This window comes from Serratia sp. JSRIV002 (assembly GCF_019968725.1).
GTDB lineage: Bacteria > Pseudomonadota > Gammaproteobacteria > Enterobacterales > Enterobacteriaceae > Chania > Chania fonticola_B.
The window spans coordinates 2558354-2580404 of sequence record NZ_CP074143.1; the positions used below are offsets into that span (position 1 = coordinate 2558354).

General features: G+C 55.6%; 24 protein-coding genes and 1 pseudogene. 3 read left to right on the forward strand and 22 right to left on the reverse strand.

All coding sequences use genetic code 11. From position 1 onward, the window contains the following. Positions 1-90: 90 nt before the first annotated feature. From KGP26_RS11910 to KGP26_RS12015, 22 genes and pseudogenes are all read right to left on the reverse strand, one after another. Entirely contained in the window at positions 91-1761 is a 1671-nt protein-coding gene (locus KGP26_RS11910) for a hypothetical protein (protein ID WP_223665482.1), read from the reverse strand. After that, on the reverse strand, positions 1758-2306 hold the full coding sequence (locus tag KGP26_RS11915; protein WP_223665483.1) for a hypothetical protein: 549 nt from the start codon (positions 2304-2306) through the stop codon (positions 1758-1760). Before KGP26_RS11915 ends, KGP26_RS11910 begins: the two co-directional genes overlap by 4 nt. Next, positions 2303-3004, reverse strand: coding sequence for a hypothetical protein (locus KGP26_RS11920; protein WP_223665484.1), 702 nt, complete (start codon positions 3002-3004; stop codon positions 2303-2305). The genes KGP26_RS11915 and KGP26_RS11920 overlap by 4 nt, the downstream gene beginning before the upstream one ends. Further along, positions 3004-3504 (reverse strand): tail fiber assembly protein, encoded by a 501-nt coding sequence (locus KGP26_RS11925; protein ID WP_223665485.1) that lies wholly within the window; start codon positions 3502-3504, stop codon positions 3004-3006. Before KGP26_RS11925 ends, KGP26_RS11920 begins: the two co-directional genes overlap by 1 nt. Next, on the reverse strand, positions 3504-5042 hold the full coding sequence (locus KGP26_RS11930) for a phage tail protein (protein WP_223665486.1): 1539 nt from the start codon (positions 5040-5042) through the stop codon (positions 3504-3506). Before KGP26_RS11930 ends, KGP26_RS11925 begins: the two co-directional genes overlap by 1 nt. Positions 5043-5055: 13 nt before the next feature. Next, on the reverse strand, positions 5056-5625 hold the full coding sequence (locus KGP26_RS11935; protein WP_371824948.1) for a hypothetical protein: 570 nt from the start codon (positions 5623-5625) through the stop codon (positions 5056-5058). Positions 5626-5659: 34 nt separating this feature from the next. After that, positions 5660-6844 carry a baseplate J/gp47 family protein gene (locus tag KGP26_RS11940; RefSeq protein ID WP_223665488.1) on the reverse strand — a complete coding sequence of 395 codons (1185 nt, stop codon included), beginning with the start codon at positions 6842-6844 and terminating at the stop codon, positions 5660-5662. After that, on the reverse strand, positions 6834-7169 hold the full coding sequence (locus KGP26_RS11945) for a DUF2590 family protein (RefSeq protein WP_223665489.1): 336 nt from the start codon (positions 7167-7169) through the stop codon (positions 6834-6836). The genes KGP26_RS11940 and KGP26_RS11945 overlap by 11 nt, the downstream gene beginning before the upstream one ends. After that, on the reverse strand, positions 7162-8994 hold the full coding sequence (locus tag KGP26_RS11950; RefSeq protein WP_223665490.1) for a phage tail tape measure protein: 1833 nt from the start codon (positions 8992-8994) through the stop codon (positions 7162-7164). The genes KGP26_RS11945 and KGP26_RS11950 overlap by 8 nt, the downstream gene beginning before the upstream one ends. Further along, the gene (locus tag KGP26_RS11955) at positions 8991-9131 is read right to left on the reverse strand and encodes a hypothetical protein (protein WP_223665491.1); all 141 of its coding nucleotides are present in this window, start codon (positions 9129-9131) and stop codon (positions 8991-8993) included. The genes KGP26_RS11950 and KGP26_RS11955 overlap by 4 nt, the downstream gene beginning before the upstream one ends. A gap of 50 nt (positions 9132-9181) precedes the next feature. Next, positions 9182-9448, reverse strand: coding sequence for a putative phage tail assembly chaperone (locus KGP26_RS11960; RefSeq protein ID WP_223665492.1), 267 nt, complete (start codon positions 9446-9448; stop codon positions 9182-9184). Between the two features lie 120 nt (positions 9449-9568). Further along, the gene (locus KGP26_RS11965) at positions 9569-9952 is read right to left on the reverse strand and encodes a hypothetical protein (protein ID WP_223665493.1); all 384 of its coding nucleotides are present in this window, start codon (positions 9950-9952) and stop codon (positions 9569-9571) included. Further along, positions 9953-10291: a M15 family metallopeptidase gene (locus KGP26_RS11970; protein WP_223665494.1), complete on the reverse strand. Its 339-nt coding sequence runs from the start codon at positions 10289-10291 to the stop codon at positions 9953-9955. Continuing rightward, entirely contained in the window at positions 10278-10577 is a 300-nt protein-coding gene (locus tag KGP26_RS11975; protein WP_223665495.1) for a phage holin family protein, read from the reverse strand. Before KGP26_RS11975 ends, KGP26_RS11970 begins: the two co-directional genes overlap by 14 nt. 11 nt (positions 10578-10588) lie before the next feature. Then, positions 10589-11047: a phage protein gene (locus KGP26_RS11980; protein WP_223665496.1), complete on the reverse strand. Its 459-nt coding sequence runs from the start codon at positions 11045-11047 to the stop codon at positions 10589-10591. 6 nt (positions 11048-11053) lie between these two features. Beyond that, a complete protein-coding gene (locus KGP26_RS11985; protein WP_223665497.1) occupies positions 11054-12178 on the reverse strand; it encodes a DUF2586 domain-containing protein in 1125 nt (374 codons plus the stop codon). After that, a pseudogene (locus KGP26_RS11990) lies at positions 12175-12878 on the reverse strand (hypothetical protein). The gene KGP26_RS11985 and the pseudogene KGP26_RS11990 overlap by 4 nt, the downstream one beginning before the upstream one ends. After that, positions 12875-13369 carry a phage tail protein gene (locus KGP26_RS11995; RefSeq protein WP_223665498.1) on the reverse strand — a complete coding sequence of 165 codons (495 nt, stop codon included), beginning with the start codon at positions 13367-13369 and terminating at the stop codon, positions 12875-12877. The pseudogene KGP26_RS11990 and the gene KGP26_RS11995 overlap by 4 nt, the downstream one beginning before the upstream one ends. Then, on the reverse strand, positions 13366-13833 hold the full coding sequence (locus KGP26_RS12000; RefSeq protein ID WP_223665499.1) for a head completion/stabilization protein: 468 nt from the start codon (positions 13831-13833) through the stop codon (positions 13366-13368). Before KGP26_RS12000 ends, KGP26_RS11995 begins: the two co-directional genes overlap by 4 nt. Before the next feature lie 100 nt (positions 13834-13933). Beyond that, a complete protein-coding gene (gpM, locus tag KGP26_RS12005; RefSeq protein WP_223665500.1) occupies positions 13934-14638 on the reverse strand; it encodes a phage terminase small subunit in 705 nt (234 codons plus the stop codon). Positions 14639-14664: 26 nt separating this feature from the next. Continuing rightward, the gene (locus KGP26_RS12010) at positions 14665-15672 is read right to left on the reverse strand and encodes a phage major capsid protein, P2 family (RefSeq protein ID WP_223665501.1); all 1008 of its coding nucleotides are present in this window, start codon (positions 15670-15672) and stop codon (positions 14665-14667) included. A 34-nt stretch (positions 15673-15706) separates the two neighbouring features. Next, positions 15707-16759 carry a GPO family capsid scaffolding protein gene (locus KGP26_RS12015; RefSeq protein ID WP_223665502.1) on the reverse strand — a complete coding sequence of 351 codons (1053 nt, stop codon included), beginning with the start codon at positions 16757-16759 and terminating at the stop codon, positions 15707-15709. 176 nt (positions 16760-16935) lie between these two features. Here KGP26_RS12015 and KGP26_RS12020 point away from each other — a divergent pair, with 176 nt between their 5' ends. From KGP26_RS12020 to KGP26_RS12030, 3 genes are read left to right on the forward strand one after another with little or no spacing between them, the layout of a single operon-like run. After that, positions 16936-18717 carry a terminase large subunit domain-containing protein gene (locus tag KGP26_RS12020; protein WP_223665503.1) on the forward strand — a complete coding sequence of 594 codons (1782 nt, stop codon included), beginning with the start codon at positions 16936-16938 and terminating at the stop codon, positions 18715-18717. Beyond that, positions 18714-19757: a phage portal protein gene (locus KGP26_RS12025; protein ID WP_223665504.1), complete on the forward strand. Its 1044-nt coding sequence runs from the start codon at positions 18714-18716 to the stop codon at positions 19755-19757. Before KGP26_RS12020 ends, KGP26_RS12025 begins: the two co-directional genes overlap by 4 nt. Then, a complete protein-coding gene (locus tag KGP26_RS12030) occupies positions 19754-22027 on the forward strand; it encodes a hypothetical protein (protein WP_223665505.1) in 2274 nt (757 codons plus the stop codon). Before KGP26_RS12025 ends, KGP26_RS12030 begins: the two co-directional genes overlap by 4 nt. Positions 22028-22051 lie beyond the last annotated feature (24 nt).

Consider the following 22051-nt stretch of genomic DNA (forward strand, 5'->3'; position numbering starts at 1 on the left):
GGCGTGGTGGCGCAGGCGCGCCCCGCTGAGGGCGCTACAGGATCGTTTTAAGGGGGCAGGTTTGGGCGGGGTTATCCGCCCTGGGTGGGGTCAGTCGATGTAGGGGGCGTAACGGGTTTTCAGGGTGGTGGCCGTGGTGCCGGTACCGGCGATCGCATCGGCGTTGGTGGGGGTGCCGGTGTTCGAATGGCTGTGGCCAGCGGTATGCTGGGCCAGGTCGTGGATCACGTCGAGAGTCTCCAGGAGCAGGCTAAGGACGTTGGTTTCATCGGTACCCATGCGCACACTGCTGGCTATCAGCTCCAGGCTGGCGGACGCGCTTCGGCGAAGTCCGGCAATCTTTTCGGTCAGTTGGCCGCCGATGGTGATGTCGACGCCCTGGTCTATTTTCTCGGTGAAGCTCTTTGCCTTGACCAGCAATTGCCCCGACGTCCCCAGGCTGTAGTCGCCTTGGGACAGTTGGACGACCGCACCGGCCAACAGCTTGGCGGTACCGATCACTGTGGTGCTGTCGCTGGCCTGGATGGTGGTTGCCCGCTGGGTCAGTGTTCGGGTTTCTTCGTCGGCGGTGATCGTGCGGGTGGCGCTGTTCTCGGTGATTCCCTGGTCAGTCTTACGCTCCCAGGTGCCCGCCTGGGTCACGCGTTGAGACACTTCTGCCCGTTGCTGCTGGAGTTGCTCCCCTGGCTTGATGCTGGGCAGGCTGTTGCCCTGGGGCAGTACCTGGCGGATAAAGGGCTTGTCCGGGCGGCCATCGGTGAAAGCCAGCTCAACCAGCGTTCCGGCAGGGGGATAGTGCATCAGGCCGGATTCATCACCGGCCATCGGTACCGGCAGGGATACCGCCGGATAAACCGGGGTCTCTGCGTTCGGTGTGCCGTTCTCGTCAAGCAATTGCACGTCTACCGCAAAGCGCGGGCGGAAAGGGTCGGCAATATCGCCCAGGCTGGCGCCTTCTGCCGGGGCTTCTACGCGGGCCAGTTTAGGCAGGTGAAGACCGGCGGCCAGCTCCGGGTGGGCTTTTTCAATCTGGCGCTCAAAGGGGGTTTTCTGCTTGGGTTTACCGCTGGCGGTAAGTGGTGTCCAGGTCAGCGTGATGTCGTCGTCCTTCAGCGCAACGCGGGTTATCCGCTGGTTGTCAGCCAGCACACCAGGACGGATTGACGGTATAGCGGGCAAGGTGATGCTGTTACCGGCCCCGGCGGCCTTGGTGTATTCGTTCGGGATAGAGATCGGCAGGTTAGCAAAGCGTGAATCCGACCATTGTCCGAGCCAGACCGTACCGTCGGGCAATTGCTGCCAGATGTAATCGTCGATCTCAAAGGCGCGGCCCAGGTTGGATAGCAGTTGCCAGCCGGTGCCGCTGTGGACGAAATGCGGGATTTCGCGGTCGGTGTAGGCTTTTCCTTCCGGTAGGATGAAGGTCAGCCCGGAGTCTGCCGCCAGCTTATCGGTGACCTGGCGTAACGTGGGGTGTTGCATGGATATCGGCCAGCTTCTTTCGAATACGCCGACCAGCTCCCGCACCAACATGCGACGAAACCCATTTTCGGCGGCTTGGTCGCGCTCCACGTACCCGGTAAACCAGCGTAATGTCTGCTCGTTATAGCCGACGTCCACGCGGATCAGTTTGCCGGTGTTGTCCTGGTCGGTTCCCGCCGTGATAAACCCGCGACCGCACGCGCTCAGGTCGATAACCAGCTCACAACTGGCCACCGGCACAGTCTGGGCGTCAATCTGCAATGTGATGATCGGTTTCATGATGAGGGTGCCAGTTTATCGTCGATTTTCTTCAGGAACCGCTCGAACGTGGTCAGTTCCCGGTTGCCTTCTTCATCACCGGCCCCTGGTGTGGCGCTGGTGCCGTTCGCGTTCTGGGTTCGGTTCTTCACGCTGGAGGCGGTACGGGCTGCGGCCTTTTCGGCGACGCTGTCACGCTCTTTAAGGGTGAAGTTGACGAGCCAGGCCATTTTGCCGGTCTGCTCTGCCGCGTCAATATTGCCGCTGAATACCCCTTCGCGGAAGTTGACCGCCTGGGCGGTCTTGTTCGCAACGCGGTAGCGTTTCATGGCGCCGTTGCTTTGCGCTTTCGCCAGGGTAAATAACCGGGCTAACACTTCCGATTTTTTGAACGGGATATAGCCGGAAACGCGTAATTCCATCGCCTTGATGCCCTGTTCCGACGATGCCGTCCCGGATGCCTGCCCGGATTGGTCTTTGTCAGGGATTTGCATTTGCGGCGTGACAAGCAGCTCTTGCAGCGGGATAGCTTCGCCGTCGAGCGCCAGCATGATGATCTGTGTCATGTCGTTATCATCCTATTCAGGCCGCCAAGGTCGCCAGCAAACAAGGTCGCCATGGTGTAGATCGCATCCTGTACCGGTACCCCGTTGATAATGTCGGCGGCGATATTCGACGGCTCACCATGTGCCTGGTAAACCCACAATTCGACGCTTTTGCCCTGGAGTTCTGCCAAGGCATTCCCGGCGGCCTGGCTGGCCTGGTCACGCAGCGCGGCCAAAGAAGAAAGCCCGCTTTCCAGGCTGGCCAACGATGTCCCCTGGCTGGCTTCGGCGGCGGCCTTGGCTAACCGCTGGGCATTCAGTGCCGTGCGGCAGGTACTCACGGACAGCGGCACGCTATCGGGCAGGCCGCCGGAGGCTTGACCAGGCAACTGCATTTTTGTGATATCCAGGTTGACCGCTGCGGCACTTTTGCGGGCGGTCTGCAAAAATACCGGCAGCGGGAACACGGTCGCCATGGTGTCCAAGGCTTGCTTAAAATCGGGCAAGGTGTAGCTGGCCAACAGGAAGACGGTCACGTCCTGGTCGCCACCCGCACCGCGCAATTTTCCGGCCAGGTGGTCGACGGCATTCTGGGGGCTAAGATATGCTCCCGACTCGGTGACCTGGTTTGCGCCATATGTCCAGGGATGCACAGCCAGCAGCGAACACGTCACGGCTTGCAGATCTTCGGGAAATCCCAATCGGGCCAGCTTCCACATTATGGCGCCTCCGGCCAGGTGATATCGGGGGCGGTACTGGTATCAATACGGGATAACATCACCCTGTACGTTTGCAGTTCCGCTAACCGAGCTTCCTCTTCTGGAGTGGCCAACTGAAGGGCAATAGCATCGGTGAGCACTTCGATTTGCGCACTGACCGTCTTCATCAGCTCCGCTTTCTGGTGATTGGCTTTGTTTTGGTCTGACTGGGCTGATTTTGTGATGTTACCGTCGTGATAAATCCAGTCGCCCGAAATCGTGCAACCTACTGGGATTTCATCAATATCAACGACCGTTAACCCCGAAGGGAAAAGGGCGGAGACATCTTCGGTAATGCTATAAATAACCCCTGTAACCGGATCGATCGCCAACTTAAACGCCTTTTTGAATTTGCTTTGTGAGGCATACCAATCACGGCCTTTATCATCCTGCAAATACAAAGCGTTTTCCCCAAAGGGCGGGTTGGTTGGTATGTATTGAGTAAAGTTATTCATTCTCATCAGGCCACCCCCATGGTGATCCAGTTGCCATTTATCAAATATTGCAGCGGGGCGGCATAGCCATAGCCATCAGCCGCGCCAAAGTCACCAAGACCGGTAACCACATAGCCAGATGGGGCCATGACAGTACCGTCATAGCCGCCAAAATAGACGTTTGCACCCAGGCGCAACTGTTTAACAAAGGTTGCGTTGACATAGTCCTTTGTGGCGCGGGTGTCGATATTGTTGTTTACGCTGGTGAAACGGTCATTTAGCCAGTTCGACAGGAATCCGCCCCAGGTACTGCCCTCTATGTTGCCGTCAGGGTGGAATGTTGTCCCTGTCGACATTTGGAGCGCTGGCCAGTCACCACCAAGTAACAGGCCATTGGCGATAGATACCCGTCCCGACTCCAAATTGACAGTAAACGGGCGCAAGGCGTTGAAGTTACCCTGTTGGTCATTGGGATTGGTCAGCATCAAATACAGGGCGGAGCCATCATTGCGCCAGAACGTCCCATAACGTCCGCTCACTATCCGGTAGGTGTCCGAAAACGTTGAGGTGAGCGGCCCGGCCATGATGTCGCCTGATTGGTTTACATAGCGTCCATCTGTTTCACTTTTGCTATAGACGTCGAGATTTTCGCGGCTGGTTGCCTTGTTTTTGACGTCGCCCAGGTTTTGGTCTTTGCGCAAAAACAGCCGATTGGCTTCTTGTTCTCCCTGTGACCCTTTCGGACGCAGGTCGGTGACACTGCCGTCCGCTTCAATACGGGCAATGGCGGTCACATAGTGGGGAAAGCGCTGCGGGTCGATGTAGTCGACCAGGTTTTCGGCAGCGGTCAGCACAACATGCGCCGACCAGGCGCTGGTTGTGGCCCCTTGCCAGCTCACATCGGCCCAGATAAATGTCGGTTTTGTGGTTACAGTGATTGGGTAATATCCGGTTAGCTCTGCGCGTATTCCCCCGACATATCCCCGGCCTGCCATAGCCGAATAGCTATTCCCTTCGCGGATCACCAGGAAACCATTATCAAAGAAACTCCCCTGGCCGTATGTCTCCAGATTCGCCAGACGCAACTGGTCGTCCTGGCCGAAGATACGGGCGGAGAAGTCGATTTGCCAGGTGGCAGCGGTGACCGTGATGTGCGATGCCGCTGCCGCGCCGTTGAATTCCATCACCAAGGTGCGGGACAGGGTGTTGCCCTGGAATGGGCCGTTAGTGGCGATCTTCTTCTGGGTGCGGGTATGCACAATCATGCAAAGCGTGTCACTTTCCGCATCCAGCAGGCCGATCCAGTTGTAATCGAAGTCCCCGACCTTGGTGTCCAGCACGACGGAATAGGCCACCGCGTCGTTATTTATTGTGCCGTACTGGGCAACCGGTGCGCGGTGCATGACCTGGTCTTCTGGCGGTAACGGTTCGTCCCTGTCCATCTCTCCGTCAGGGTCTTGCCCTGGCACATAAGCAAAAATGAACGTGTCCGGCCTGGCGGGCAGGTTGTTGGCCGTGCGCTCTGCACACCATTGCTCAAACTGCCGTGTAATGATTGCTGACATACTTTACCCCTCGTTACACCGTCAGGAAGAAACCATCATCGGTGAGTAAATAGACGGTATCTTCCGTCATGATTCTTATGTTCTTATCCAGGGTCGCGACACAGACCTGGTGATCGTTGTCGAACTCGCCAGCGTGAATCGCTGTTGCTGCGGTGTTGACCACCTGGAACTGGTACCTTCGGCAGGTGCGCCCGTATTGCCTAATGATTTCCTGTATCAGTGCCGAATTACTGGCTAGCTGGCTATCGTTCATCCGAATGATGATCACGTCCCAGTCGATGCCGGGTTGCCGTTCAAGCTGGATAATCTCGCCAACGCCCAGGCGCTGGAAAATTCGGTAAAAACCGATAAGGCTACCGCTGTCTTGAGCGTTCAGAAACGCAAAGTTCACCCGCTTGCGGTACAGCCATAACGGTTCCCCATCAAAGCGCGTGATATCGCGCTGATAGGCGATCAGGTTGAGCATGGACAGGGTGCAGGTTAGCGGGTCGGTTTGCGCCAACGGCCAGCTAATCCACCCTTTGACCTTCAGCCAGAAGCGGGTCGCGGCGGCGGCCAGTTTTTTAACTTCGCCAAGGTTCATCCATGACGGCAGGGTGATCGTCAGTTTTGGTTGCTCATCCACTGGTCAACTCCACGCTCAACACGTCCAGACGAGGCACGCTCAGACCGCTGATAATGTCCGGCACTGAAAAGGTCACAGACTCCAATTCAGGAAATAACAGGTGTAACTCTTCGCCCAGGCGCGAAAAACTAAACCGACTGTGTGGCCAGGTGCGGGTGACCGCGTAGTCGGCGTTATCCCTAAAGGCACTGCGTACCACGTCGATGATTTTCCGCTTCAGCTCGGCCTGTTCGTCGTCGTCGAGGTTTAGCGTGCTGAAGTACCAGGCACGGACGGTCAGGTCGTGGTGGGTTTCCGGTATAGGGAAGCACTGCATATCATCGCCGTGGCCGTGGTAGCCCTGATTGTTGATATGGTCGTTGACCTTCTCGACAAACGCGTCGGACGGCACGCCCGTATCCAACAGCAAAAAGGCGTTGGCGGTACCCGGCCCACGTGGGGCGTCATGTTCAAAGAAGATGCGGTCAGTGCTCAATCCGGCCACGGTGGCGATCATGCTGCGGTATACCGCGTCAACGTGGTAACTCCCCACCAGGTTAAACTGGTTGCGGCTGCGGTCGCGCAAGTCGTCGTCCGACTCCAGATCGGCACCGGGGGAAGTCAGCCAGTTGTCGGCGTTCTCGACCGATGCTATCCCGCTGATTTCTTTTGGCAGAATGCGGTAATAGCCAGGCGCCAGGTTAAAGGCGGTACCAGGCGCGGTCGCGGTGACGGCGATAGCCTGCGAATTTACCCCCGCCGGTATCACCGTATCGGCGTTGACGGCCACCGCGTAAACCGTGTTATTGATGCGTTCGGTCTGGATAAGGGTTCCTGCCGGGATGGTGATCGCGACGCTCATGTCCCCTTTGAAAAAGGTAATCAATCCGGCGGTATAGGTAGCCTCTTTGCGTGAGAGGTTGAGCGCCCAGGCAAACAGGTCGACAAAGGGGCCGCTGGCCGTCGCCAGGTACATGTTAGGCATGACCGTCGCGACCAGGATATTTTTAAGCCACATCACCGGCGCACTGACGATCGCCGATATCAACCGCCAGAATGGGGACATTTTGGACGTGTTGGTGATGAGTCCTTCTTCTTTGACGATCGCGTCAAATTCTGCCCGGACTTGGTCTTCTGTAACCGGCATTCCGCCTTCGCGGAGGGAGGCTTCAAAGTCAATATTCGGTTTAGTCGCCATACAATATCCCTGCATCAATCGGGCCAAAATCATAGGTTTCGGCCAGGATGGTTAACCGCGTGCGGGTTTCTTCATTGATAAAAATCGTCCCAGGGACAAGCCGTTCGTCGTCTTCCACCAGGATGGTCATGCGCATGATGATGTCAGCCCGTAGGGTGGGGCTGCGTTCAGCAACCAACAGACCAGGCAAGCCGGACTCCATCAGCGCGTGCTTGATGTCCTGGGCGATACTGACCCGATTGCTGCACAGCTCCGGCTCATTGCCTGCGTTCAGCGTGATATCCCGGTCAGTTATCAGGAGGTCGATATACATGTCATCAGTCATAGAGTTCCTGATATTCCTGAAGTTGTTGCGGTGACAACGGGGTCGCGACGTTGAATTCCACCCGGTTAATGTTCTGGTTATTCTCGACCCGTCGGCTGTTATTGTTCGCCTGGCCTAACTGGCGACCGATGCCCCCTGGCCCGACCGATTGCGCCTGGCCGCCCGTCAGTACCGGCGCGGAAACGGGGCTGACCTGCGGCGTACCCAGAGCGGACGGCGGCATGACGGGGGATGTCTCTTTGAGGTCGATATTGACGCCGGGAAGGTAGTTCAGCTTGTCAACGATCCAGTTGTAGGTCTCACTGAATGCGCTTTTCAGGTAGTCCCACAGCCCGCTGAATACGCCGGTGATGGCATCGGCGAAACCTTCGAAGGCCGCCAGCGGCGACAGCCCGGCAAAGAAGTTGACGACCCTTTCCCAGCCCTGGGTGATGCTGTCCCACACGCCGGAGAAATACGCGGTCACGCTATCCCATACGCCGACAATCTGTTCCCACAAGGCCGTGAGGTCTTTGCCAATCTCGCCGAATGCCCAGCTCCAATACAAATATTGGTCATAGATAGCCCAGGCCAAAATGGCCAGGGCGGCGATAATCAGCATGATCGGGCTGGTAAGCAGGGCGAAGAGGCCGGTTAACATAGTGATCACCGCCCCGACAGCGGCCAGTGACAGCAAGCCCAGAACGATATAGCCGATCCAGCGTGAGATATTCGGGAACATTTCCGCCCACTTGGCGAACTTTTCCCCGATGGCGGCCACTTTGGCCAGGACGGGATTAAGCACGGGTAACAGCGTGCGCCCGATAATGATGTTTAACGCGTTCCAGATGGCAATAAGACGTTGCCATGGGTCGGCCATTTTCTCGGCCATTTCGATGGCGTTCTTCATCCCCTGGGCGTTGCCCATGGCGTCCATGTTTTTGCGCAGATCGCCCACGTTGCCGTAAAGGCGTTTGATCACGTTGGCCCCTTCCCCGAAGGCTTTATCCAGCTCGCCCTGGGCCTTGAGATTGCCTTCGATGGTCTTGCCATAGCGGGCTTGCAGTTTTTCCAGAATGGCTGGCATGGACAGCATTTTGCCGCCTGCATCGGTAAAGCTCATGCCCAGCGTTTTGGCGCCTGCTTGGGCGCTTTTCAAAAACTGTTCGTAAGCGCCCGCGCCTTCGCTGCCCATGGTGCGATTTAATTCGCCCAGGACGGCAAACTGTTCCTCCATCCCCAGACCGTAGTTGCTGCCTTCGCCTTTGCTGCCGACCAGCATGTCCTGGATGGTGGCCATGTCCATGCCGAAGGTCTTCACCATGTAGGCGCTTTGCCCGGCCAGCTTCTCGGCAAATTGGACTTTGCCCATCTTGTCGGCATGGTTTTTAAATTGGTTGTACATGGCGCCCATAAAACCGCCCGCCTCTTCGGCGCTGGTTTTGGTGGCGGCGGCCAGGGTATTGGCGGCCATGACATAGCGGGGGAGTTCGACGTCGGTCAGACCGGCAATGCTGCCTTTGATGGCCGATGCCGATGTCACGAACTCAACGGCAGATTTGCCGTATCGGGTGCTAAAGCGCAGGGCATCGCCAGACAGCTTGTTCAGGACTTTGCCGTCAACGCCGCGCAAGGAGAGTTCATCCAGGGCGTGTTGCATTTCATAGGCTGGCCCAAGCATGGCCTTGATGGACTGGGTGACGCCCCAAATGGCGGCGGCACCGATACCGATCCGTTGAAAATTGGCCTGCGACTTTGCCGCAAAGTTACCGACCGCCGACTGGGCCTGCTTAAGCGGGCGGGTCATTTTGTCGATAAGGCTCAGGGTAAAGTCGAGCTGTTTCATGTTTCGCCTTTGAACGTTTTGGCAATGCCGTTGTTAACGGCGATGCTCATAAATTGCCAGTGCCGGTTGTCTAGCCAGATGGCGCGGGCCAGGCTCTCGTTATCGTCCGATTCCTGCGGCAAATAATGGCGCCGCAAGGCGAAGAATTGCTCCAGCTCGTTGGACTCGATCGCCTTGACCCGCTCCGTCAGTTTTTTACCTGGATGTCCAGTTCAGGGGTAAAGCGTTCGTTGACCTTGGCGGCGATCTGCATACCGGCGCTGGGCTGTTTGAGAAATGCTTCCAGCGCCTCTTTCGATTCGGTGGCAACGATGCGGCGCAGGTAGTTGGTGGCCGGGGCGACCTTGTTGTCCATGCTGGTTTCGTTGACCATCTTGTTATAGGCCGTGGTGGTCGGTTCAAAGACCAGCTCTACGCCTGCCACTTCTAGAATGATTTTGACTTGTTCGCTCATGGTAGTTTCCCGTTCTCTCGTTGTTCCATCTCTGCAACCAGCGCGTTGTGCCTGGCAGCGCATAGGGGGTAAAGCCGCTGGAATTCGTCCAGCACGACGGCGAAGGCTTCGCCGGTATTGTCAGTCAGCCGGGGCATGACCGTCGGGCAGCGGGCGCGGAGGTTGGCCTGATAAGGCACGTTCGGCGCGGTCGCTGGCATCGTTGAACACCCGGACATACTCATCAGAAGCGCACACGTTGCGAAAAATAGGTTTAACCGTTTCAATACGGATTTCCCGTTCAGTACGTATTCCATCAGCACGTAAGGTCTCCAGCGTGGTTTCCAACTGTTTGGCCGATGCCCCGGCCATTTGCTCGGTATAGCGTCGCGCCTGTTCGGCCCCGGCATTCGCGGCCCGCTCAATCACCAGTTGCTGGCTGTCCTGGTTCCAGCCCGCCGTCGTCCAGCCGCACCCGAAGGCGGCGGCCAGGATCGCAATCAGGGCGAACGGTGACAGGTTCATCTAGCGGACTCCGTTATGTTCCAGGCTAAAGTGGTTACCGTCAGGTCGGGAAAAACGCCCGCCCCAGGCACCGCCCAGCGATTCCCAGTACAGGCCCAGCTCTTTGTAAGCCGCGCTGTCGGTCTGATAAATCCCGTTTTTGAACAGGTTCAGGTCGACGGCCAGGCGCTGGGTGTGCAGGCTGTTGGCGATGCCCTTGCCGGATTTCGCGTTCAGGGCGGCCTGTTCCGGCGTGCGGTATGCTTCGCCAAAGGTCAGGCGGTAGCCCTTTTCATCAGCCCACAGAATCAACTGGGCGATCAGCTTGGTAAACAGTTGCTGTTTTTCACTTAGCGTCATGATTGTCACCTTTCACGATTTTGCTGCCGCGATGGCGCAACCAACGCTCGACAGCCTGATAACCGGCAATCCCCAGGGCGCAGCCGATGCCATTAATGGCCACCGGCGACAGCTCAGGAAATTGCACTAATGCCACCCCGGCCACCATCGACACGACAGACCCCAGGATCACGCGACCGAAAAACAGGCGCGGTGTGATGGGGTCGGTGCTCACCAACACCTGGCCAATGGCGATAACGGCCCCGATGATCGCTAGGATGAGGACTTTCCTTTCATGGTCGTGCATCTTCTGCCCCCTTATCCCAGCAGGTCGCGGGTATCATCAGCGGACAGGTACGGAATACCGTTGATGCGGACAAAGTCCGGCGACGTCACCAAATACTTGATTTTGTGACTGGTTGTGCCAGTGCCGGAAGTGTCGATCGCCAACAGGTTGGACACGTTCAGCTTGCAGCCGAAGGCCTCGACCTTCAGTTCTTCGCTACCGGCCTTCGCGTAGAACAGGAAGTCCTGAAGCTCAATCCCGCGCCAGGAGCCTGCCGCCTGGGCTTTAACCTGGATCAGCTTCAGGTTTTGCGTATCGACTTCGATTTCCCCTTCGGCAGCGACCGACCCGTCGGTGTACCCGTCAGGGATACCGCGCGTCGTGGCCACCTCGGTGTTATCGGTGATATCCAAAGAGATGTTTTTCACCTGGACGGCCACGCCGCCCATGTCGATGTCGAACGTCTGCCCCGAAATGCGTTTAGTGCTCATTGGCGGTTACTCCGTGTCCAGGCTGGTGTCCAGCAAGATGTTGACGGTGATCGCTTTCGGGCTTTCATACGGGCGGACTGTCAGATAGACGCTGACCGATTTGTTATCCATCCAGGTGATCACCACGTCGCCGTCGCGGGGGCTTTTCACCTCGCCCGGAAACGCAACGTTGTTGATTTGGCTACTGCGTGACATTTCGCGCAGCACACGACCGAAAAAGGTCTGGTTGGCGGCAATGCTGCCTGGCGTACTGTTCAGGCTGCGATCGCCGATTTTGGTGATGGCTTGCAGTCGCACGCGGCGGGCCGCTTTGTCCACGGTGCGCACGTACTCGATCACCTGATAGTCGCCGCCCTCAACATCCAGCGTCAGCCCGTCGGCCCAGTACATGCCGTCAAAGTCCGGGTACCACATCGGCACAGAAAAACGGTTACTGTTCAGGGTCTGCAATTCCGCCAGGGTAATTTCGACCCCGTTTTTATCGACCGGACGTTCGGTGCTGCCGATGTCCAGCAGGGGGCCGGTTTTCACGCGGGCAGGGCTGTCGGCAATGGTGACGGCGCGACTGCACAGGCGACCAGCCAGGACGCCAGGTTCATTCCCCCACAGACGCGGCACCAGTTGCACGCCAAACGCGGCGATCCCTTCTTGAAGTGTTGCCATGCGGGCGGTATAGGTCACCCAGGTTTCGGTCGGCAAAATGCCCTGTACGCCCAGGATAAACCACGTCCAGCGACCGAAGCGGGCGATCAAGGTGGCGCGTAACGTGTTGGCGGCGTCGATGTCGGCTTTGGTTTCGACATCCGTCAGCAACACCACACCTTCGACAGAGGCCACGGCTTGCGCAGCGTTGACGGCGGCGACCCAGTCGGCGGTGGTGGCGTCGTCTGCCAATACCTGGACATAACCAAAGGTGTTTTGCCCGGCATTGGTGAACGCGGCTTTCACGTTGGCTTTTAACACGCTGTCGTCTTCCCCTAACAGGGCGTCAAAGTCGGACTGGCTGTTGACGGACAGCAGGTTGCCGACATTGGTGTCGCCGGTACCGATAAACAGCAAGACGCGTTCCACCTCGTTGGTGCTGCCCTGGTACTGGTTGAGCTGGTTAATGGTGACATTCGGCCAGGTCATTGTTGTTTCCCCTTGATGTCTTGTGCCTTCACGCCACGCCAAATCCGATTGCTTGCAGTTGGCGGGCCAGAATGCGGTTAAATTCTTCATCATTCACGCCCAGGAACACGCGGGCGGGAATGTCAATTTTCCATGTCTGCTTGGACGGCTTGCCGCTGAGTTTTCTAATCATCAGCCCGGCCTGGGCCATGGTCATCTTGGCCATGATTTCTTGTGCCGATGCCTTGGCATACCGTTTGCCCCGCCAGACCTGATAACCCAACTTGCGCAGTTTCCTGGCTTGCCGGGGGTTGGCCGGTTTGTCCTGGTCACGGGCCCGTGGGGCGGTGCTGGCGCTCCCCTGGACGCTGGCGCCATTCTGGTGAACGGCACCAATTAACCCGGCGGATACGGGTTTCCCTGCGTTTTGGTACTTGCCGCCCTGGAGGTAAATCCGCACGGCCTTGATTTCCGGCATTTCCTTGACGTGCAGCAGTTTCGGCAACTGGCGCAGCATCTTCTTTTTTCCCCGCTTGCGCTTTTCCCAGGGCTGGCCGTCCGGGTCGGTCTGGTTGCGGGCGTTACGTTTTGCCGCTGTGATAATGCCCAGCTTGGCAATCCGCCATAACAGGCGCTGTTGCTTCTTCGGCGGCAGGTCGACCGCGTCCAATGCGGCCTTCAGCGCGGCCAATTGCGCCTTGTTCAGCTCTCCCTGGATCATGTGCTTTGGTTATCCACCGACGCCCCGACCGCGTCGGCGCCGTAAATCGTGGCCTGTTCGGCTACCAGGACAACCGGGTCACCCAAACGCCAGCGCGTGCCGTCATGCGGTATTGGCCCATCGTTGTCTTCAATAATCCCCAGTGCATCAACCAGCGGCACGGTAACGCTGACGATCGCGGTTTGTTCGTCGATCATGACGGCGTCGACATCAGGGTCAAGCAGGCCAATGTCTTCCCGCAAGGCTCCGGCAAAGTCACCCAGCCAGACCAACACCAGGGTATAAAGCAACTGCGGATCACACATCCGGTAGGGCCAACTGTCCCAGCGCAGTTCGCCGGTGTAGGTGGTGTAACCTATGCGGCGCTGGCCCATCCCCATGTCTTTGTTGCTGACCACGATTTTCTGGTCGTCCATGTAGCTGTCGAAATCCCGTACCCGCTCCGGTAAATTGTCCTTGAGGAACTGGGTCAACGAGGTTAACTGGCTCATATCAGGCTAACCCCGACGCGGAGTTTCCCTTTGATGTTGCGCAGTACCAACGACGACTCGGCAATCAGCGATTCGCGGGTCTCGGTACTTTCCTGGCCAGGGTGCGTTTCACGGCGACCAATGCTGGCGAACTCGCCCAGCAAGTCAGCTTTAGCGCGGGCATACACGGCTTTTTTGTACTGGGCAGTTAACTGGTTTTCCCCTTCAATCGTGGCCCCTGGTACTGCCAGCGCGTCCTGATAACCTTTGGCCTGTTGTTGGGCCACATACCCGGCCAGGCTGGCGTTAACCTCACCCACGGCTCCTAGGATGGCCTGGGCAGCGGTGGCGCCATCCATGTGCGGCGGGATGGCACGTTGCCGCTGAAACTCGCCCAGGTTCAAGTCTGGCCAGAACGGTTCGGCACTGTTGGCGATCGTGATGTCCTGATATTCCAGGCTTTTGCCACTGAATCCTAAGCTCATAAATCACCTGTGAGAGAAGCGGGCTGACCGGTATCCCAGGCCATCAAAACCTTGCGAGTTTAATGCCTCCTCCGCGCCCGCCCCGGCTTGCCGGTAGTCGTTATTTGTCCTGGAGCGCCCGCACGCGGGCCGCGATTTTAGTGCGCAGCGTCCTCACACCGACCGGCGGGTGATAGGCGTGGGCCTGGGCTAGCAACGCGTCGGCTTTCTCCAGGACAGCAATGTCGTCGATCGCCGTGGGTTGCACCTTGCCGTCTTGGTCTTTTAGCAACAGCAAGGCGGCGAACTTGTACCATTTGGCGTTGATTTCTTCGTGCAGCCGCCACGTTTCGCGAATGTTGGCAAAGGTGCGGCTGAAGTACGGCTCCACGCTGTTTCCTGCGTCGGCTTCAGCGGTTGCCCAGGCCAGCATGGTGTCGGCTACAAAGGTCGCCAATGACGAGCGGAAATTTTCCGGGGTGGTCTGGCCTTGTTCGATGGCGATATCGGCCCATTCAAGGGCCAGGTCATAGTCGCCAACGTCAAACAGCCAGATCACGACATAGACAAACGTCGGGTTGCTGTACTTGATGCCGTCGTCAAGGTACTGCTCGACGGTCGGCATCCACTTCGGCAGCAGGACAGAACGTTTCATCTCCACCTTGTCGGCGACGTTCGGCAACGCGTGCAGGCGGGCGATGTCCATTTCCAGGCTGCGGAGCTGCACATTCAGGCCATCCGGGCTGCTTGATAAGGCGCGACCTTCCGCCAGGGCTTTTTCGGCCATGATGCGTGCGGTGTGGCGCTGGCAGGGTGAAAGTGCCATGTTCTGTCCTCGCTAACGGTTAAAGGTTATGGCTGCGGCTCGTCGGAGATCGTGACGGCGTTTTCATCAAAGGCGGCGTACAGCTCGTCATACTCGACGGCATAGCCTTCGTTACGCAGGTATTTATTTTCGAACGCCTTGCGGTCGTCTACCCATTCCGATTTGCGCTGGCGTGTGCCGCGCTGGGTGTAAATGTGCAGGTTCGACAGCGTGGTCACGATCATGCGCTTGCCCGGCATGAACGGCGGTACAAAGGCACGGCGCCCGGCAATGGACTTGCTCAGGAGCTGCGCGGCGTTCTTCTCTGTCGGTTTGTCGGCAGCTTGATACAGGCGGAATTCTTCAGCCGCGACCAGGTCGGCACCACACAACACGATAAGGCTCGGCTCTTGGCGGAAGGTCTCGCCGATCTTGGTGTTGATAAGGTCGGAGGCCATCGCGTCCAGCGACTTGTAATCGCCGTTTTCGCCCAGGACAATCGGGTCGGTCACGATTTGGTTAGGGGTGCGCTCTTTGACGATGGTGTGCCAGCCCCGGTTGACGTCTTCGCCGTTCGGGTTGGCCTCCGGGTCAGTATCAACTGCGATGCTGGTACCGTTAAACCCAACGCGGATCATGTCCAGGGCAAAGGAATTGTTGCTGAATTCGGTCACACGCTGGAAAAACTCATTCTCGGAACCGGCGTTCGCCCACACGGACAGCAGGGCAAAGGTCAGTTGCGCACAAGAATCGGTCTCGACCAGCTTGTATTCGTTGCCGTCAACGCCCACACGCTTGGTAAAACGGCCATCCTTTTTACGCCCGGTGAACAGGCCCGGATTGCCGACGGCCACGACCTGTCCCTGGAGCTGGTCGACGTCCATCACGGTGATCATCTGAAGGAATTCGACGCTATGCAGCAGCGCATCGCGCAGCGTGGTTTCTTTCGGGTCGGTCAGTGAAAAGTATCGCGACGTGTCCGCGACGTTATACGACGCCGCCAGACCGGCCACGTACTGATTAATAAGCGCGTAGGCGCGTTGATTCAGTTGCATTTCTGCGTCCCCTGAAGTCGGTTAAAAGTGACCGTTAAACGAAATCAAACGGCTTTTCTGTTTTGCCTGGCGTCTTGCTCGGCAGCGGCGTAGCGCGTCCAGACAGTTGCGTCATGCGGTCGTTCAACGCGGCCAACTGGTCTTTAATGACGCTGAAGTCCTGTTGCTGGGCCGGTGCAGCCGGTTGGCGGCGTCCCTGGCGGCGTGCCATGCGTTTTGCTGCCGGGGTCTTGGTGGAGAACGTCAGCCACAACTGGGCCAGCTTGGCTTTCTTGGCGGTGAACTCTTCTTGCTTCACCGCGTCGTCCGGGTTGTCGGCGACGTCTTCAGCGGCGGCGGCCACTTCGTCGGCCACTTCGGCAATCTCGACCGCCAGGTCAGCTACCGCGTCGGCAGCTTCTTCCGGGGTGTCGGCGGTATCGCCGGTCGCTTTGGCTTCCAGCGCAGCAAGGCGGTTGGTCAGCGCTTCAATGAGGGCTTTTAACTCATCCATTTTTCCTGTTTCCTCTTCGGATGGGAGATCGGCATCGTCTTCGGGGGTGAAGGTTTTACCGTGGGTAAATAAGCGGCTAATGAATGACGACTTTTTACCGCTGGGGTTTTCGGCTCGCTTGGATAATTTACCCAGGCTAAAGGCTTCCACATTTCCGCGATTGGCTTCGACGGTTTCACCATCAAATACAAAGGAAAGTTTTTCCGTTCCCAAACTTGCCGGGATATCGGTAACGGCTAGGCCCATTAAATAATTGGCATATTGGCCGCCAAATTCCGGCACAATTTCCACGGAGGTAAATAACTTTTGCCCCATGCGGTTAGCCTCAATCAAAAACTGATTGGGGATTAATTTTGCATAAAGCTTAACCTTGCCGTCGATCTCTTCATATTTCAATGAATCAACCTCACCTAAATTACAGGTGTATTGGCGGTTGGTGATGTCGTCTTCATGTTGCGGCCATAACAGCGCGGTATAGGTCTCGCGGCTGTAGTTGTTAGCACAATCAACCAACCATTGCGGGTCAATGGGGCGACCATCAATGGACGTGCCAGAGGTGCAGATGCAACGCCAGTCAGATATTAATTGCGGCATAACAGACCTTTATTATTCAGTGAAGGATAATTGATTGTTCAGTGGTTTGCAGTATTGCGGATATTTTATTAAGCCGCACCGACTTTATTTCGGATGTATTCGGATATAAGCCATTAACCGAATGAGTCCGAATTTTAATTGTGATTCCTGCCGGTTTGGCACTGCATAATATAGTCATGGCTAAATATTCAGAAGATTTAAAAGGCGTTGCACGTTCACTTTTTATTAAAAGGTGGACGCCGCAAGAAATTCGCCAAGAGCTTAATCTGCCGTCCGTGCGGATCATCTACTACTGGGCGAAGAAATTCGGCTGGGCGGATATGCTCGGCCTGGAAAGTATCGAAGAATGTATCAGCCGACGCATTCAGGCGCTGACCCCTCGCGACAATAAGAGCGAAGGGGAGATCAAGGAGCTGGACTTCTTAATCGAAAAACACGTCAAGCTGTTAGCCCAGCGTAACAAGCACGCCGAAAAAATGGCGGCGGCCAACGCTGCGGGGCAGCCGGAGGGTGGCGGCGTTGCCGTTGAGGGCGACCAGGCACCGAAAAAGCGCAAGTACCGCAAAAATGATATTTCCAAACTGACCGCCGACGACTTCAACCGGTTTGCTGAAGACAGCTTATTCACCTACCAGAAAACGTTGCGAGACAATAAACATCAGTCTATCCGCAACCTGCTGAAGTCCCGCCAGATTGGTGCGACCTGGTATTTTGCTTTTGAAGCCTTTGAAGACGCGGTGTTGACCGGGGATAACCAGATTTTCCTGTCGGCATCGAAACGCCAGGCCGAAGTGTTCCGCTCTTACATCGTCAAGTTTGCCCAGGAGCTGTTCGACATCACGCTGACCGGCAAAGATATCAGCTTGAGCAACGGCGCCGATCTGCTTTTCCTGTCGACCAACAAGAACACCGCGCAGTCCCATAGCGGCCATCTGTACTGTGACGAATATTTCTGGGTACCTAACTTCCATGTCCTGAATGAAGTGGCCAGCGCCATGGCCACACATGACCGCTGGCGCACGACTTACTTTTCCACCCCTAGCGCGAAAACGCACCAGGCTTATCCGTTCTGGACAGGTGACGAATGGAAGCGCGGCAGCAAGAAGCGCAGCGCGGTTAAGTTCCCGGACTTCGACGCCATGCGCGACGGTGGTCGGCTTTGCCCGGATGGTCAATGGCGCTTTGTGGTCACGATGGAAGATGCGATCGCGGGCGGCCTGGGGAAACTCGTCAGCATTGAGCGGCTTCGCAACAAGTACAACCCCGACACCTTCAACATGCTTTACATGTGCGTGTTCGTTGATTCCGGGGATAGCGTCTTCAAATTTGAACAGCTTCAGCGCTGCGGCGTTGACCCCGACGCCTGGCTGGATCACCAGCCGGACGCCGACCGGCCATTCGGCAATCGCGAAGTATGGGGCGGGTTTGACCCGGCCCGTACTGGCGACACCTCCACCTTTGTGATCATCGCGCCACCGCTGTTTGAGGGGGAGCGCTTCCGCGTTCTGGCCACCTTCTACTGGCAGGGGATGAACTTCAACTACCAGGCGAAGCAAATCAAGGCACTGAAACAACGCTACAACATGACTTACATCGGTATCGATATCACCGGCTCCGGTCGCGGTGTGTTCGAACTGGTGCAGCATTTTGCCATGCGTGAAGCAACGCCTATCCATTACAGCGTCGAGAGCAAAAACCGCCTGGTGCTGAAGATGATCGACGTGGTGGGCGGTGACCGCATCGAGTGGGACAAAGACCAGACCGAAATCGCGGCCAGCTTCCTGGCCATTCGCCGCACCACCACCGCCAGCGGTAACGCGCTGACCTTTGTTGCCGACCGTACCGCCGAAACCGGCCACGCGGACGTCTTCTTCGCTATCTCGCACGCCGTAGCCAACGAGCCAATCGACTACGAGCACAAACGCAAATCAACCTGGGCATTCGGAAAGGCAGCATGAAAAAGAAAAAACGCCAGCATAGCCGCCGTAACGGCAAACAGTTTTCGACTCAGATGCCTGCTGTCGGCGGTGGCCAGTCGGTATTTTTTGGCCCGCCTGAAATGGTGCTGACCAGCGGTACCGATTATCAAGATATCTGGTACGACAATACCTTTGATTTTTGGCGCCAGCCTATCGATCGCCTGGCGCTGGCGAACCTGGTCAACAGCAACGGCCAACACGGTGGTGTTATCTTCGCCAGGCGCAACATGCTGGCGGCGGATTACCTCGGTGGGGGTTTGAGCCATGAGGAACTGAAGGCGACGGCGTTCGACTTTACTACCTTTGGCGACGCGGGTTTGTTGAAGGTGCGTAACTGGTTAGGCGGGGTGATCGACCTTCTGCCGTTGCCGTCGCTGTACTTACGTGTGCGCAAGGACGACTCGTTCGCCGTGTTGCAACAGGGCGAACCCCTGGTTTATCCGGCGGAGGACGTGATTTTTATCAAGCAGTACGATCCCCAGCAACAGGTCTATGGCTTGCCAGACTATATCGGCGGCATCAACAGCGCCTTGCTCAACAGTGAGGCGACGCTGTTCCGCCGCCGTTATTACCACAACGGCGCCCACATGGGGGGCATCCTCTACACGACCGACGCCAATCTGTCCGATGAGGTGGAGGACGAAATCAAGAAAAAGGTGGAGGAAAGCAAGGGGATCGGCAACTTCCGTAACCTCTATATCAACATTCCGAAAGGCGACCCCGAAGGCGTGAAGTTTATCCCGGTGGGGGATATCAGCGCGAAAGACGAATTCGCCAACGTGAAGAACATCTCCGCCCAGGACATTTTGAACGCCCACCGTTTCCCGGCTGGCCTGGCTGGCATTATTCCCGAAAATGCGGCCGGATTGGGCGACCCGATAAAAGCGCGGGATACCTATCGCAAAGACGAAGTGATCCCTCTTCAACAGATGTTTATGAATGCGGTTAACACTGACCCGGAAGTCCCGGAGCATTTACACCTGAGATTTAATATTGAGACACCACAAGGGGCTGAATGATGGCGCTGAATACTAATGGGAAGAAAATTTCTTCCCTTACCCGGACAGATAAATTAAACGACGCTGATGTACTGCCGTTTTCTTCATTTCTTGAAAGTGGGTTTGAGACGAAAGCAGCAACGTTATCAGGCTTACGCAGTTTGTTATATTTTGACCATGCCGTCGTAAATCTGGCCGAAGGCTTAGAAAAAACAGTTAGTGGTCAGTATTTCCACGTATGGCGTACAGCCGAAAAGTTATGGGTTGATGAATATTTAAACGTCGATGGTATAGCAGAGGCGTCACTGAATGAAAACGGTGAACAAAAAAGTTACCCAACACCTAATGCGGTTATTGACGCTATCCGTAACGCAGGTTTTGAACCGGTAGACTCATTTGAAGATGGTTTTGAGCTAAAAACTATCGGTCAGGCGCTACGCTGGAAAGCGAATAATATGTTTTATTCATGGCGCGGCCCACATCCTAAAAATGTTCCGGCTAACTCCACACCGGAAACTACAGGCGGGTTCGGGGAAAATGCCTGGGTAGATGTCAGTGATTTAACATTTCGTGGGCAAGTTACAGCGCCTGACGGTTTAAAATTAATCGGTGTTTGTCCCGATGTTGATACATTAAAAAAAATGACCCCAGTAGCAATAGGTCAACGGATTAAATTACGGGCTTATCATGCTAGACCTTGGTTTGCTGGCCATAATTCTATTTGTTCGGATCTGTTGGGGGGAGGCACCCTTGAGGCGGTATCTTCAGAGGGGTTAACTGCTGATGATGGAGAGCTTTTTTCAACACCAAACCCGGCGTTAATGTGGCGGCGTGTTCAATTTGGCTCGCTTACGCTTGAACAACTTGGAGCAAAGGGTTTGCCGACTGATGGTGTCGTCCCTGGCGATGATTCCTGGCCTGCTTTTTATCGTGCTTACAATATCATGGTGAGAAATAAATATAAGCCTATACGTTTCAAACTATCTATGCGTTCGTATTTTGTTAGTAAACCTATTATTGTCACAAGCTGGATGACATTAGAAACAGAAAACCCTGAAATCGGCGTTTTCATCACGTATGGATTACAGAGATTAACCAAGGACGATTTGCCTGATGCTGTAAATGTTGGCGGGCAAATCGAAGAGTTCGACAAAATAACCGCACAGTTTATTTTTCACCATGAATATAAGAGTTATACGCGCCGCGCCCAACTTGTTGGCATTGACATTACAAATATAAACAACCAGCCATCTGATTATAATGTATATCACACACATAGTAATCGGTGTCTGTTCCAGAACTGTCGTTTTATCGGTGGGGTTGTTGGTGAGTTTTCACGCGATAGCTACTCATGCAAGTTTGATAATGTGATATTTCAGGGACATTCGACTGGGCTAATAGGTTCAAACCATATTCCACGCGGCGGTTATAATGAGCCTGTTTCTGGCAGTGGAACATCAAATGAGTATAGCCGAGTTGGTTTCTCTGGCTTTGCTGTTTCAATTGAACACGTAAATGGTAGTTATTCTAAGTTCAGTACCTGTTATTCAGAGTCAGGTACACTATCATGTTTTCGTTTTCACCGTTGTCATGGGTATGTGATGGATTCCTATGGTGCTGAAAACGTTTCCGGTGTGGGTTTGGATGATAGGTTTGGTTATTTAAATGGCAGTTCTGTTACTATAACTGGTTTTGACTCTGCGCATAATAATGTACTTGGCGATAACGCCGCATTTGTTGCTGTCAATGGCTCGCAATTGTCGCTTATTAATCCAAATCTTCTAAATATTAATTCCGTTACGAATAAAAAAATAGTTTATGGTGATTCATCATCACTCATATTTATTCGCGGTCAGCGTGTAATGCCTGGAATGACAATAGGTGTCGTTGATAACGGACAAATAGATGTGTTCTACACAGCAACCAACCAAGCGAAGGTTAGCGGTTCAACAACTACTGGTAGTGCAACCTACTCGACACGCAACCTACATTACCAAGTCAGTGGCGGCTGCGTGTCATTTCAGTGTGAGGTGGCGTGGACTGGACATACGGGTACTGGCACAATGCTATTGACCGGGTTGCCGTATTCAAATATTGGGCCTACAACACTCTTATCGTGTATTTCCCCTGGTTTGAACGTGGGTAGTATGATTGCAGGCTTACTTAATTATAAATCAAATACCATTCGAATTGTTCACGTTAACCAAGTTGGCGGGGCTGTCGATGGGGTCGGCTTGCCGGTTGACGGCTCTATCATTATATCCGGTACATACAAGCCGGAATGGCGTTAATATTTTGCGTGATTAAGCTATAAT